General features: G+C 66.9%; 13 protein-coding genes. 6 read left to right on the top strand and 7 right to left on the bottom strand.

Annotated elements, in window-relative coordinates:
* Position 1: 1 nt before the first annotated feature.
* From exbD to HLH25_RS10495, 5 genes are all read left to right on the top strand, one after another.
* Positions 2-490 (top strand): TonB system transport protein ExbD, encoded by a 489-nt coding sequence (exbD, locus tag HLH25_RS10515; protein WP_182974010.1) that lies wholly within the window; start codon positions 2-4, stop codon positions 488-490.
* Positions 487-1,344, top strand: a complete 858-nt coding sequence (locus tag HLH25_RS10510) for an energy transducer TonB family protein (protein WP_310888963.1) — start codon at positions 487-489, stop codon at positions 1,342-1,344. The genes exbD and HLH25_RS10510 overlap by 4 nt, the downstream gene beginning before the upstream one ends.
* Positions 1,345-1,391: 47 nt before the next feature.
* Positions 1,392-1,892, top strand: coding sequence for a Fur family transcriptional regulator (locus HLH25_RS10505; RefSeq protein ID WP_182974009.1), 501 nt, complete (start codon positions 1,392-1,394; stop codon positions 1,890-1,892).
* Between the two features lie 208 nt (positions 1,893-2,100).
* Positions 2,101-5,352 carry an efflux RND transporter permease subunit gene (locus HLH25_RS10500; RefSeq protein ID WP_182974008.1) on the top strand — a complete coding sequence of 1,084 codons (3,252 nt, stop codon included), beginning with the start codon at positions 2,101-2,103 and terminating at the stop codon, positions 5,350-5,352.
* Between the two features lie 351 nt (positions 5,353-5,703).
* A complete protein-coding gene (locus HLH25_RS10495; RefSeq protein ID WP_182974007.1) occupies positions 5,704-6,327 on the top strand; it encodes a nitroreductase family protein in 624 nt (207 codons plus the stop codon).
* A gap of 36 nt (positions 6,328-6,363) precedes the next feature.
* Here HLH25_RS10495 and HLH25_RS10490 read toward each other — a convergent pair whose 3' ends face one another.
* Entirely contained in the window at positions 6,364-8,760 is a 2,397-nt protein-coding gene (locus HLH25_RS10490; RefSeq protein WP_310889086.1) for a heavy metal translocating P-type ATPase, read from the bottom strand.
* Between the two features lie 94 nt (positions 8,761-8,854).
* Here HLH25_RS10490 and HLH25_RS10485 point away from each other — a divergent pair, with 94 nt between their 5' ends.
* Positions 8,855-9,202 carry a metal-sensitive transcriptional regulator gene (locus tag HLH25_RS10485; protein ID WP_182974006.1) on the top strand — a complete coding sequence of 116 codons (348 nt, stop codon included), beginning with the start codon at positions 8,855-8,857 and terminating at the stop codon, positions 9,200-9,202.
* 16 nt (positions 9,203-9,218) lie between these two features.
* On the opposite strand, the gene HLH25_RS10480 is transcribed toward HLH25_RS10485, so the two are convergent.
* The 6 genes from HLH25_RS10480 to HLH25_RS10455 form a co-directional block, all read right to left on the bottom strand.
* Positions 9,219-9,521 (bottom strand): hypothetical protein, encoded by a 303-nt coding sequence (locus HLH25_RS10480; protein ID WP_182974005.1) that lies wholly within the window; start codon positions 9,519-9,521, stop codon positions 9,219-9,221.
* Between the two features lie 29 nt (positions 9,522-9,550).
* Entirely contained in the window at positions 9,551-10,300 is a 750-nt protein-coding gene (locus HLH25_RS10475; RefSeq protein WP_246402011.1) for a copper resistance protein B, read from the bottom strand.
* Between the two features lie 26 nt (positions 10,301-10,326).
* A complete protein-coding gene (locus HLH25_RS10470) occupies positions 10,327-12,153 on the bottom strand; it encodes a copper resistance system multicopper oxidase (RefSeq protein WP_182974003.1) in 1,827 nt (608 codons plus the stop codon).
* A 74-nt stretch (positions 12,154-12,227) separates the two neighbouring features.
* Complete coding sequence (locus HLH25_RS10465) at positions 12,228-12,569, bottom strand: hypothetical protein (protein ID WP_182974002.1); 342 nt, start codon at positions 12,567-12,569, stop codon at positions 12,228-12,230.
* Positions 12,570-12,665: 96 nt separating this feature from the next.
* Entirely contained in the window at positions 12,666-13,157 is a 492-nt protein-coding gene (locus HLH25_RS10460) for a kinase inhibitor (protein WP_182974001.1), read from the bottom strand.
* 17 nt (positions 13,158-13,174) lie between these two features.
* Complete coding sequence (locus tag HLH25_RS10455; RefSeq protein WP_114728820.1) at positions 13,175-13,396, bottom strand: hypothetical protein; 222 nt, start codon at positions 13,394-13,396, stop codon at positions 13,175-13,177.
* Positions 13,397-13,438: the final 42 nt, after the last annotated feature.

Here is a 13,438-nt window from a genome sequence, read left to right as displayed (position 1 = left end):
GATGATCCATATCCGCCACGCCGATGAAAACCCGCACGAGGCGAGCGAGATCAACGTCACGCCGTTCATCGACGTGATGCTGGTGCTGCTGGTGATCTTCATGGTCACCGCCCCGCTGACCACGGTCAACGTGCCGGTGGATCTCCCGTCCTCGACCGAAAAGCCGGCCCCGCGCCCGGACGACCCGGTGTTCCTGACCGTCAAGGCCGATCACGGCCTGGCACTGGGCGAGGACGATATCGCGGCGGATGCCATGCCGGCGGCGCTGGCAACGGCGACCAAGGGCAACAAGGACGAGCGGATCTTCCTGCGCGCCGACAGGACGGTCGATTACGGCACCCTGATGGGCGTGATGGATAAACTGCGGGCGGCGGGGTACCTCAAGGTCGCGCTGGTCAATCTCCAGGGCCAGGAAGAAGGCGGCGCGGCCGGTACGGCCCCTGCGGCCACGGTCCCCGCCGCCGTCCCCGCGCCCGGAGCCACGCCGTGAGCGATACGGCGGACATGGCGCAAACGGCTGACGGCGGTACGCTCCTGTCTTTCGCCGACTGGCGGACCGGGCAGCTTCGCCGCGAACGGCGGCGCGAGGTCGTGCGCTGGGGGGCATCCTTCGTCACCGTGCTGGCCGTGACGGGTGGCGTGGTGTTGTGGGTCATGCACCTGCCACCCCCGGTGATGCCGGTGCCCGAGCCACCCCCCGCCGCGATCGCCATCGACCTTGCGCCCGAACCGGTTTCCACCCCCACGCCGCCGACCGACGCCCCGGTCGGCCCGCAGCAGACCGTCTCGGTGCCCGATCCGCAACCCGAGCCACCGCCCAGGATCACCGCCCCGCCATCGCCCGCGCCCAACCCGCCGCTCGTGGTGCCGAAGGAGGAAAAGCGCAAGATCATCAAAAAGAAGACCAAGCCGACGCTGTTGCAGAAGAAGCCGATCCCGGACAAGACCCCGCCGGCCGAGGCCACCACGGCCCCTCCCTCGTCGGAGGCCCCGCCGGCGCCGGATCAGGCGGCCCCCGCGCCGGGCGCCTCGTCGTCGCATGCCGCGCACGATCCGGTCACATGGCAGGGGGCGCTGCTGGCGCAGTTGGAAAAATTCAAGCGCTACCCGGCGGAAGCCCAGGCCGACCGGCAGGAAGGCACGGCTTATTTGCATTTCGCGATGGACCGCAAGGGCCATGTGCTGTCGGCCACGATCGAAACCAGCTCCGGGCACAGCCTGCTGGATCAGGAAACCCTGGCGCTGGTGCGGCGTGCCGAACCGCTGCCGGTCCCGCCCGACGAGGTGAAGGGCGACCCGATCACGCTGACCGTGCCCGTCGAATTCTACATCCACCCGAACTGATGTTTCCCCGAACTGATGTTCCCGCAGATCGTGAGAGGATCGCCCGCATGCTTGCCTTCCCCGAACATCGTCGCTCTCCCCCCGATATCCATCAGATCCGCCCCGGCATGGGTGCCGGCCGCGAACAGGTCCGCCGGCTGGAGCAATGCTGCCGCGAAGCCGGGCTGAAGATGACCGACCTGCGCCGCGTGCTGCTGCATGGCGTGCTCGAAGCCGGGCCAGGCGCCACCGCGGTCGGGATCTGGAAGACCATCGCGGCGATGATGACGGGGCACGCCCCGACCCAGGGCTCGATCCAGCGCAACCTGAACCTGCTGGTGGAGCATGACGTGCTGCGGCGCGAGGTCGGGCCGGACCGGGTCTGGCGCTACCGGGTGCCCTCCGAGCGCAGGGTTGCCCCCCTGATCACCTTTGTCGAGGCCGGAACCGGCCGGAAAATTCCATGCGACGTGACGGAAATCGCAAGCCTGCTGCACCGCATCGCCGCCGAGCGCGGGCTGGCGGTGCAGGGGGCATCGGTTACGGTGGTGCCGGTCGGACTCTCATAGGCTGTCTGGCAGGCTGCCCGGACAATCGCGCTCCGGCGATCCGGCGCGCATTGTCCATGCTGCGGTGCGCGCGGGCATCGGGGCCGCGCATCGACATGGTGCAAACAGACTCTGAATTTTTCGGAACCGCTCGGTCTGGCCGGAGGAAAATCCCCCCTGCCGCGCGTCATGGAAAGAGCGGCCGCCTGGGCGGGATGGGTGTCGGGCGTTGAAAGTCATTGTCTGGTTCGTCCGTCACCCGGTGGCGACCCTGCTGCTGCTGGTGTCGGCGGTCCTGTCCGGTCTGCTGGCGCTGCCGCGCCTGCCGGTGTCCGACCTGCCCGATGTCGATCTGCCGGTCATCTCGGTCACCGCGTCCCAGGCCGGCGGCTCGCCCGAGGTCATGGCCCGCACCATGGCCGCCCCGCTGGAACGGCGTCTGGGCAATATCGACGGCGTGACGCAGATGGTTTCCACATCGTCGCGCGGACGCACGCAGATTTCGCTGGGCTTCGCATTGGGGCGAGACCTCAACGGCGCCGCGCGCGATGTCGAGGCGGCGCTGCGGGCCGCGCGCATGGACCTGCCGACCACACCGGGGTCGGACCCGCAATATCATCGCGCCAATCCCAATGCGACGCCGGTGCTGATCCTGGCCGTGACGCCGGGCATGCAGCCGATGTCCCAGCTTCATAATCTGGTCAATACCACGCTCCGCCCGATGCTTTTACAGGTCCAGGGGGTCGGGGACGTCACGCTGGTCGGCAGTTCCGATCCGGCGGTCCGCGTGGCCATGAACCCGCTCGCCTTCTTCAAATACGGGATCGGGTTCGAGGATCTGCGCGCGGCCCTGGCCTCCGCCAACGCCCACACGCCCAAAGGGGTGATCGACCTGGGAGAGCGCCGCTACCAGCTCGCGGTGAACGACCAGGCGGAACACGCGGCGGCCTATCGCGACCTGGTCATCGCCTACAAGAATGGCCACCCGGTCAGGCTGGCCGAGATGGCCACCGTCACCGACGGCATGCAGGATGTAAACGCCGCCGCGTTCTTCGACGGCAAGCCGGCGCTGACGCTCATGGTCCGGGCTCAGCCGGGCGCCAACCTCGTGGGCATCGTCGATGCGGTGCGGGCGCGCCTGCCGCGCCTGCGCATGTTGATGCCGCCCGGCGCCGATATCGCGGTGGCGCGCGACGGCTCGGCCGTCATCCGTTCTTCGCTGCATCATACGATGCTGACGCTGCTGCTGGCCTGCCTGCTGGCGCTGGGTGTGGTGTGGGCATTCCTGCGGTCATGGACGGCCTCCATCGCGGCCGCGATCGTCGTGCCCTGCTGCCTGGTCGCAAGCCTCGGGCCGATGAAGCTGGCGGGCTTCGGGCTGGACAATCTCTCGCTCATGGCCCTCACGGTGGTGACCGGCCTTGTGGTCGACGACGCCATCGTGGTGATCGAAAACATCATGCGCCATCGCGCGCGCGGCCTGTCGCCGGAGGATGCCGCGATCGCGGGCGCAGGCGAGGTGCTGTTCACCCTGCTGTCGATCACCGTGTCGGTGCTGGCGGTGTTCCTGCCGATCGGGCTGGCCTCGGGGCTCACGGGGCGGCTGTTCCGGGAATTCGCCGGTACGGTCGGCATCGCGGTGATCGTGTCGCTGGTCCTGTCCTGCATGGCGACACCCTGCCTGACGGCGCTCTGCATGCGGCTGGCCGAGGCACGCGGCATCGGTGCGCGCGGGTTCCATCACGCGGATGCCGCCGCCCTGCTGGAACATGAAAAGCAGCGGGGCAGCCTGTATCGCCGGACATTGGCCTTCTGCGTGGCGCATCCGGGCCGTGGCGCGCTGCTGCTCCCGCTGATGCTGGTGCTGGGTGTGGCGCTGTTCGTCCGCATGCCCAAGATCGTGTTCCCGCGTCAGGATATCGGGATCGTCTCCGGCGGCTCGCGCGCCACCGGCAGTTCCATGGCCCAGACCAAGGCCCGGCTGGAGCGGTTCAGCCGCGTCCTGCTGGCCGATCCGGGCGTTGCGCATGTCGTCGCCTATCTCGATACCGACGAAGGCAGCAGCCACGGCATGGTCTTCGCCACGCTCCGCGACCGTTCGACCGGGCGCGACCCCGCGCCGGTCATCGCCGCCCGCGCGGCGGCCCGCATGGGGCGGGATATTCACGCCGAATACCATGCGCAGGCGCCGGGCAACCTGATGATGCGCGTGGGGTCGAACAGCAGCGGCCTCAGCTACATCCTGCGCAGCGACGACGACCGGCTTCTGGGCCCCGCCGCCCGTCGGCTGGCGCAGGCCCTGCGCCACCATCCCGAATTCACCACGGTCGATCCCGATATCGACCCGCCGGGGCAGGGGATCACGCTGGCCATCGACCGCGACACCGCCGCCCGCGTGGGTGTCACGCCGCAGGTGATCGGCCACACATTGTCCGATGCGCTGGGCCAGACCACGGCTTCGGTCGTCTATACGCCGCAGGGCCAGTATAACGTGGTGCTGACGGTCCAGGACCGCTTCCTGCGCGACCCGGCCATCCTGCACCAATTCTGGATCAGCCCCTCCGGCGGCTCGGCCTCGGGCCGTTCGGCTTCGAACACCGTGCGCGTGGCCACATCGGCCGCCGCCAGCACGGCTTTTCGCAACCGGATCGCCAACAGCCTGGCCGGCGGCGCCAATGCCTCGACCGGCTCGGCGGTGGCCACGGGGGCGGAAACCCTGGTGCCGCTCCCGGTGGTCGCCCGCATCACGCCTAGCCTCGACCCGGTGGCCGTGACCCATCTGGGCTACGCCAGTTCGGCGTCGCTGGCGCTGGAACTGGCGCCGGGCGTCAGCCAGTCGCAGGTCGCGGCGATCATCGACGCCGAGCGGCTGGCGCTGCACCTGCCCGATGCGGTCGGCGGCGAATTGCAGAGCGACGAGGGCGACCTCGGCCGGAACACCCACGATACCGAGATCCTGATCGGCAGCGCGATCCTCGCCGTCTATCTCACGCTGGGCATGCTCTACGAAAACGTGCTGCATCCCCTGACCATCCTCTCCACCATCCCCTCGGCCGGGGTCGGCGCGGTCGTCGCGCTGGGCCTGTTCGGCCTGCCCTTCTCGGGCATGGCGGCCATCGCCATGCTGCTGCTGACCGGGATCTCGCTCAAGAACGCCATCCTGCTGGTCGATTTCGCCATCCATGCCGAACGCGCGCAGGGCCTGACCGCACAGGAGGCGATCCAGCAGGCGTGCCTGCTGCGCCTGCGGCCGATCGTCATGACCAGTTGCGCCGCCGCCCTCGGCGCGCTGCCGCTGGTGCTGACAGGGGGGTACGGGATGGAACTGCGCCAGCCGCTGGGCATCGCGCTGATCGGCGGTCTCGTCGTCAGCCAGGCCCAGACCATGTTCACCACGCCAGCCGTCTATCTTCTGGTGGCCAGGATGGCGGCATGGGGCGCCCGCCGGCCACGGGCGGCGGGCCGGCGCATGAGCGTGTAAAGAATCATGATTACGAAAGAATTTTTTCTCTTTCATCCCGTGCCGGCACCTGCTGGTCGCCGAAACGATGGCCGACAATCTGCGCCTCGGCGCCGCATGGCGCGGCGGTGACCATAATGCCAGAGCGATTTGACCCAGCCAGGATCACAGGAAGCGATATAATCACGATATATGTTCGTATTAATAATATCCACATGACACCATGACTAAAGTCTGATCAAACGATAGGGCGTGATGATATGTCAGCGGGCCGCAATGTCACGACCTCATGGCCGGACCGCGCCCGCTCCGTCGTCCATGACGATGACGACATCCGCTTTGTGATGCATGTTGTAAAAGAGGTTGATCACCATGGCTGAATCTTCCAGGCCCGAACCCTCCGGGCGCGTGTCCGAAACACCCGTCGAGCCGCTGATCCTCGACCGCTGGTCCCCGCGCGCCTTTGCCGCCGCTCCGATTGCCGAAGCAGACCTGCTGGCCCTTCTCGATGCCGGCCGCTGGGCGCCATCCGCCTATAATTCCCAGCCCTGGCGCTTTCTCTATGCCCGGCGGGACACACCCGATTGGGAGCGGTTCCTGTCCTGGCTGATCCCGTTCAACCATTCCTGGGCGCAGCATGCCTCGGCGCTGGTCTATGTCGCCTCGCACATGGTGACCAGCGCGGCGGGGCAGGCCGAGCCCGTGCCCGCCCCCACCCATGCCTTCGATGCCGGTGCGGCGGCGATGCTGGTGCAGCTTCAGGCCGCCCGCGCGGGCTGGGCGACGCACCCGGTCAGCGGGTTCGACAAGGAAGTCGCCCGAGCGGGCCTGGAACTGCCGGACGATTACGCGCTGAACGCGGCCATCGTCATCGGCCGCAAGGGACCGGCCGACATCCTGCCCGAAGGGCTGCGCGCGCGTGAAACGCCATCGGGCCGCCGGCCGCTGTCCGACCTGGCGTTCGAAGGGCGGTTCCCGACCCAGACCGACGCATAAGGCCGATGCATGGACCGGCCGGGGGGGCGGCGGCTCTCACGCCGCCCCCTGCCGATCATCGCGGGGCCTGCCCAACGGCTTCCAGCGGTTGAGCAGCAGGGAATTGCTGACCACCGAGACGGAACTCATGGCCATCGCCGCTCCGGCCACGATCGGGTTGAGCATGCCCAGCGCGGCCAGCGGCAACCCCAGAATATTGTAGATAAAAGCGAAAAACAGATTCTGCCGGATCTTGGACAGCGTGGCGCGCGAGAGTGAAATCGCATCCAGCACGCTGGTCAATTCGCTGTTCATCAGCACCACATCCGCCGTTTCCAGCGCAATGGCCGAACCGCCACCGATCGCGAAGCCCACATCGGCCGCCGCCAGCGCCGGCGCATCGTTGATGCCATCGCCCACCATGCCGACCACACCGCCCTGCGCGCGATATCGCTCCACGGCCTCCGCCTTGTGGCCGGGCAGCACGCCGGCCAGATAATCGTCCACGCCGACCTGCTTCGCCACCATCGCCGCCGCGCGCTGATTGTCCCCGGTCAGCATCACAACCCGGAGTCCGGCCTGCTTCAGGGCGGCCACGGTCGCAACCGCGTCCGGCCGCAGCCGGTCCGCCAGGGCGATATATCCCAGCACCCGCGCGGCAAGCGCCACGCCGATAACGGTCTTGCCCGCGCTTTCCAGCCGCCCGACCAGGGCCTCGTCCACGGCCAGCCCGGCCTCCGCCAGAAACCGGGGCGACCCCAGGCGGGCAACGGCGCCGTCCAGCATGGCCGTCACCCCCAGCCCCGCAACCGCCTGAAAATCCACGACAGCCCGTTCGGCGCTATGGGCGGCCTGCGCATGGTCCACGATCGCGCGCGCCAGCGGATGCTCCGAATCCCGCTCCAGCGCGTAGGCCACGTTCAGCAATTCGGTCTCACGGCTTCCCGGCGCGGGGTACAGGTCGCTGACGGTCGGCCGGCCCAGCGTCAGCGTGCCGGTCTTGTCCACGATCATGGTCGTCAGCTTTTCCGCCTGTTCCAGCGCGTCCGCATTGCGGAACAGAATGCCCGAACGCGCGCCCAGCCCCGTACCGACCATGATGGCGGTCGGCGTGGCCAGCCCGAGCGAACAGGGGCAGGCAATCACAAGCACCGAAACCGCCGAAACCAAGGCCCATATGGCGTCCCCCGTCACCCCCCAGCCGGCGAAAAACGTGACGATCGCAAGCGCCACCACGGTCGGGACGAAAATATTCGCAACCCGGTCGGCCAGCCGCTGCACGCTGGCCTTGGACCCCTGCGCTTGTTCGACCATCCGCACGATGTGCGCCAGCGCGGTATCCGCGCCCACGCCGGTCGCCCTGGCCCGCAGCACGCCGTTGGCATTCAGGGTGCCGCCGAAGACCCGGTCATCGGGTTTCTTGAGCACGGGCATGCTCTCACCCGTCAGCATGGATTCGTCGATGTCCGACGCGCCCTCGATCACCGTCGCATCCACAGGCACGCTCTCGCCGGGGCGAATGACGACAATATCTCCCACCCGGATATCGGCCACCGGCCGGTCGATCACATCGCCGCCGCGTTCGACATGCGCAACCGGCGGCTGAAGCTGAAGCAGGCGCGCGATCCCGGCGCTGGCCCGGTTCTTCGCCCTGGTCTCCATCAGTTTTCCGAGCGAGATCAGCGTGAGGATGGACGCGCTGGCCTCGAAATAGACGGGCTGATGAAGCTGGAACAGCACCACCACGGCGCTGAACCCGTAGGCGATGCCGGTGCCCAGCACCACCAGCACATCCATGTTGGCCGAGCCCCCGCGCAGCGCATTCCACGCCCGCCGATACAGATGCCACGCACAGAAAACCTGCACCGGCGTCGCAAACGCCAATTGCAGCCAGCCGGGCATCATCGCCCTATGCCCGGCGAGCATCCCCGCCATCTGCACGAAGAAGGGCAGGGAAAGGACCGCCGTCAGGATAAAGAGGTTCCGCTCGGCGATCCATGTCTTCGCGCGTTCGGCCTGCGGGTCCTCACGCACGCCGTCATCCAGCCGCTTCGCGCCGAACCCGGCCTTCTCGATGCGGGCGATGAAGGTCTGGGGCTCCACGATTCCGGGTACGAACACGATATGCGCGCGTTCGGTGGCGAAATTCACGGTCGCCCGCGTCATGGGCAGCGTGTTGAGGATTTTCTCGATGCGGGCCGCGCAGGCCGCGCAACTCATGCCGGAGAGCGAGAGGTCGATACTGCGTTCCGCGACATCGAACCCGGCCTTGCGCACGGCCTCGACAACGGGCTCGATCGGCGTGGCAGGGTTGTCCAGAACGACCTGCGCGCGCTCGGTGGCGAAATTCACCGTCGCCGTCACGCCATCCTGCCGGTTCAGCACTTTCTCGATACGGGCGGCGCAGGCCGCGCAGCTCATGCCGCCAACCGGAAAACTGACCGTCACGGACACTGTTTCTCTCCCCGGTACTACGCGCTGGATATTATACCCCACCCCGGTATATTCAAGGGAACGATTGCAAACGCCGGCAGGAGGCAGCACAGGCATGGCAACACAGCGTCGAAAGCCGACCGCCGCCGACACCTGCACCGAGTGTGTGGTGGTGGCGGATGATACGGGCAAGCGCGTTCGTCAGCCGCAGAAAAAGGCCCTGATCAACCGCCTGCGCCGGATCGAGGGGCAGATCGGCGGCGTGCTGAGCATGGTTGAGAACGACCGGTATTGCGTGGATATCCTCATGCAGATTTCCGCTGTCAAATCGGCGCTGGATGGCGTCGCCATCCAGCTTCTGTCCACCCATGCCAGCGGGTGCGTGCGCAAGGCGGTGAGGGAGGATGGCGGCGAAGAGGCCATCGACGAACTGCTCGACGTCGTCAGGCGCATGCTGCGTTAGCACGCGCCCGGCGTTCTCAGCGTTCCTGGGTCGCCGGCGGCGCAGCCTGCGCCGATGCCCCCATTGTCATGCCATGGCAGGCGGCACTCCGCTGCTTCATGGCCGCTGACAGGGTCTTGCCCTGCCGTTCCTGGCTTTCAAGGCTGGAACAGAGCGCCATCTGCTGTTCCATCGACATCCCGGCCAACGGGTCCGGCGCCCGCGTCGCAGACGCGTTTTTCATCGAATCCATGGCCATGCCGGGTGCCATCCGCATCGGCGCGGCATGGGCCGTACCGGCGAAGAGCGCGGCCATCAGGGCGGAGAGAATGGAACGCATGGAAATATCCTTGTTTCTTTTAGGAATATTCAGAACCAGCTTCGAATGCCGAAGGTAAAGCGAAGCGCGCCGGTCTCCCCGCCCTGATCGCGGACGATCCGGCGGCCCTGGGTCAGATGCCCCGCATAGGTCACGGCCACATAAGGCGCGAATTTCCGCCAGATTTCGTACCGCAGGCGCAGCCCGGCATCCACATCCGACAACCCGGCGCCCACCTGCCGCGCCGCATCGGCCTTGGTGTACAGATTGAACTCGGCCTGCGGCTGAAGGATCAGCCGGTTGGTCAGCAGGAAATCGTAGGACCCTTCCACCCGGCTGGCGAAACGCCCCCGGTCGCTGACATAGGCCGTGGCCTGCACCTCGAACTGATAGAGCGCGAGCCCCTGTATGCCGAATGCGCCCCACGTCCGGGTCGGCCCGTCATCGAGGTCCGCCCGCACACCGCCCTGAAGATTGAAATAGGTCGAGATCGCGCGGCTGTAGAGAATTTCGTGGTCCCCATCGCCCAGCTTGCCGTTCTGGACCGTCCCTTCGGATTTGAGCCAGATCCGGTTGTAGTCCGTGCCGTACCAGGCTTCGCCATCCCAGCGAAAGGCGGAGCCGCCCGCCGCATACCGTCCCTCGAACTGGTCGAGAATACCGTGGAAATAGCGTTCATGGTCCATGACGGGCGGCATGTCGCCCAGATAGGCGACCGGCGTCGCGGAGGGCGCATCGGCGGCGACATACTGCGTGCCCGAACCCTGCGCCCATGCCGGCCCCGTGAGCAGAAACGGCATAAGCGCCGTCACCAGCAGCGCGCCCTTCATGCCACGATCACCGTGCGGAACATGCCAAGATCCATATGGTAGATGAGGTGGCAGTGATAGGCCCACATGCCCGGCACATCGGCGGTCACGAGGTAGCTCAGGCGCGACCCCGGCTGGGAAATGATCGTGTGTTTGTAAGGGCGATAATCCCCCTGGCCGTTTTCCAGTTCGCTCCATAATCCGTGCAGATGGATCGGGTGCTCCATCATCGTGTCGTTGATCAGCGTAAAGCGCACCCGCTCGCCCAGTTTCAGCCGGATCGGCCCCGATTCCGAGAATTTCCGGCCGTTGAAGCCCCAGATATAGCGCTCCATGTTCCCGGTCAGATGCAGGATGATCTCCCGCGTGGGCGGGCGCGGATCGGCGCCCGGCCGGGTGGCTCTCAGTTGCTTGTAGGTCAGGACCCGCCGGCCGTTCTCCTCCAGCCCGTCTCCGGGGCTGCCCAGCCGGTCCACCGGCATCATGGCGACATTCTGGTTCTCGACATTGAGCGGCGGCGGTCCGGGGTCATCCACCTCCATCGCCGGCTTGGCCATGGGCATGTCGCCCATGCCGGGCATAGCCCCGTGCGCCATATCCATGCCGCCCATACTGCCCATGTCGCTCATGCCGCCGGAGCCCGCCATGCCGGACATATCCATGTCCTTCATGCTCTCGCCGGGTTTCATGTCGCCCATGCCCATGTTTCCCATGCCCATGTCGATCATCGTGCGCACGGGGCGGGGGTCCATCGGCGGGATCACGCCGGCCATGCCCACCCGCGGCGCCAGCGTGCCGCGGGCAAAACCGGTGCGGTCCTCGCTCTGCGCGAAGATCGTGTAGGCCCGGTCCTCCGTCGGCCGGACGATCACGTCATAGGTCTCGGCCACGCCGATCCGAAACTCGTCCACGGGCACAGGGTCCACGTCGTTGCCGTCAGCCTGCACCACCAGCATCTCCAGTCCGGGAATGCGGATATCGAAGAACGTCATGGACGCGGCGTTGATGAAGCGCAGGCGAATCCGCTCGCCGGGCCGGAACAGGCCGTTCCAGTTCATGTCGGGCGCATGGCCGTTGAGCAGATAGGTGTAGATGATCCCGCTGACATCCGAGATATCGGTGGCGGCCATCCGCATCCGCGACCATGCCAGCCTGTCCTTCAGCGCGGCGATCGCGCCACCCGCCCGGCGCGCGTCAGCCGGAAAGGATGCGGCGGTACGCTGGCGGAAAGTGTAGTAATCATCCTGCATCTTCAGGTTTCTGACGATGTCCGACGGCGCCACGTCGGTCCATTCCGACAGCAGGATCACATAGTCCCGGTCACAGGGTTCCGGGTCCGGCTCGCGCGGGTCGATCACGACGGCGCCGTACAGCCCCTGCACTTCCTGCATGCCGGAATGGCTGTGATACCAGTATGTCCCGCTCTGATGGACGCGAAAGCGATAGGTAAAGGTCTCGCCGGGCCGGATGCCGGCAAAGCTCAGGCCCGGCACGCCATCCATGGCCGCGGGCAGACGGATGCCATGCCAGTGGATGGAGGTGTCTGCGTTCTCCAATCCGTTGGTCACGTTGATCGTAACAATGTCGCCCTGCCGCCAGCGCAGGATGGGACCGGGAACGCTGCCCCCGATACAGGGCGCGTTCAGGCTTTTGCGGTCGATTTCGATATGCGCGCGGCCGACATTCAAATTCCAGGTCGCCGAAGCGGCGGCCGGCGGCACGCCGGGCGGCGTGGCCTGCGCCTGCGACGGGCGCGGGAGGGCGGCCAGAAGACCGCCAGCCCCCACGCGCGCGACAAAACGGCGACGTGTCAGGCCGCCCGCCATGCGGGACGGTATGGACATAGCTAAGGATCCGCTAAAACAGTGTCAGAACAGGCCACCGGCAGATGGCAGGACGCAGGACGCCCGTCAGGCGTTCAGACAGCGCGGATTTTCGGTGGCCTGAAAGACGGCATCCCGTCAGTGCTGGGGGGGACGGCCAGACTGTACGCCACAAAGGGCTGCCTGCGCATTTCCGGTTGCAGCTCCGCCGGCAGAATCGTCACCGGAGGCGACAGATCGGCCGACGCGGCATGGACATGGCAGCATTTGTCACTGTGGTTCATGTCGGTGCAATGGTGCGTCACCATGGTGGCCCCGTGATGGTGCATCACCGGGGGCGCGTCCGCATGGGCAGGAACGAAGCCGACCAGCAGCCACACCTGCATCAGCAGGCAGACCAGAAGACCTGTCGAAATCCGGGCATGTGTCCTGACCATCCAGGGCTCCTGTGCTCCGACGCGAAAACGCGGCTTCACCGGCCCGTATACCCTCTGGGGGCATACGGGGAAAGTCTTTTCCGGGGTCGGTTCCGGTCAGGCGTCCTTGCCGAACAGGGCCGTCAGGCTGGCCGAGCCGAGGGAATGGCTGTGCAGGAAGAAGCCGACCATGGCGCCCGAGGCATCGCTGGGCACGCTCAGCGTCTCGGTATCCAGCGCGTGGACGGTAAAGATGTAGCGGTGCGCCGGGCCGGGCGGGGGGGCCGCGCCGCCATAGACGTTGCCGCCGAAATCGGTGCGGGTCATGAACGCGCCTTCGGGCAAGTCCGCATCGCCCGATCCGGCACCGGCGGCCAGGGTGGTGACGGTCGCCGGAATGTTCACGGCCACCCAATGCCACCAGCCCGAGCCGGTGGGCGCATCGGGGTCGTACATCGTGATGGCGAAGCTGCGCGTGCCCTCGGGCGCGCCGCTCCAGGCCAGCGGCGGCGAGATATTGCCGCCGCGATAGCCCATGCCGTCAAAGACCTGGGCATCCGGCAGGCGCTCACCGTCCTTGAAGGCCCGGCTGGTCAGGGTGAATGTCATGTGGGTCTGTCCTTCGCTTACCAGTTCTTGCTGACCAGCCAGAACTCTTCCGACGTCAGGGTCACGACGGCACCGCCGGCCGGGGATTCCGAGGCCGCTTCGGCCAGGGCGGCAATACGCTGGACCATCAGCGTCTTGCGCACATGGGCTTCGGACGTTTCATCGCTGCTTTCCAGAACGGTCAGCGCCGATTTGCAGGCACGGGCGACGCGGGCGGCGTCAAGCGCGGCATAGGACATGGGTCAGGCTCCGGTTTGCATTGCGAGGACGCCATTCTGACC

This window comes from Gluconacetobacter dulcium, from assembly GCF_014174165.1.
GTDB classification, from domain to species: Bacteria; Pseudomonadota; Alphaproteobacteria; order Acetobacterales; family Acetobacteraceae; genus Gluconacetobacter; species Gluconacetobacter dulcium.
Note: the sequence above shows the minus strand (reverse complement) of the source record. Positions and strands in the feature narration are given on the sequence as shown.

What these genes read in the sequence shown, in the direction of transcription:
- HLH25_RS10475 (WP_246402011.1), bottom strand. Translation starts at nt 10,300, where the DNA reads ATGCCGTTTCTGCTCACGGGGCCGGCATGGGCGCAGGGTTCGGGCACG.
- HLH25_RS10455 (WP_114728820.1), bottom strand. Translation starts at nt 13,396, where the DNA reads ATGTCCTATGCCGCGCTTGACGCCGCCCGCGTCGCCCGTGCCTGCAAA.
- HLH25_RS10485 (WP_182974006.1), top strand. Translation starts at nt 8,855, where the DNA reads ATGGCAACACAGCGTCGAAAGCCGACCGCCGCCGACACCTGCACCGAG.
- HLH25_RS10495 (WP_182974007.1), top strand. Translation starts at nt 5,704, where the DNA reads ATGGCTGAATCTTCCAGGCCCGAACCCTCCGGGCGCGTGTCCGAAACA.
- HLH25_RS10470 (WP_182974003.1), bottom strand. Translation starts at nt 12,153, where the DNA reads ATGTCCATACCGTCCCGCATGGCGGGCGGCCTGACACGTCGCCGTTTT.
- HLH25_RS10460 (WP_182974001.1), bottom strand. Translation starts at nt 13,157, where the DNA reads ATGACATTCACCCTGACCAGCCGGGCCTTCAAGGACGGTGAGCGCCTG.
- exbD (WP_182974010.1), top strand. Translation starts at nt 2, where the DNA reads ATGATCCATATCCGCCACGCCGATGAAAACCCGCACGAGGCGAGCGAG.
- HLH25_RS10465 (WP_182974002.1), bottom strand. Translation starts at nt 12,569, where the DNA reads ATGGTCAGGACACATGCCCGGATTTCGACAGGTCTTCTGGTCTGCCTG.
- HLH25_RS10480 (WP_182974005.1), bottom strand. Translation starts at nt 9,521, where the DNA reads ATGCGTTCCATTCTCTCCGCCCTGATGGCCGCGCTCTTCGCCGGTACG.
- HLH25_RS10505 (WP_182974009.1), top strand. Translation starts at nt 1,392, where the DNA reads ATGCTTGCCTTCCCCGAACATCGTCGCTCTCCCCCCGATATCCATCAG.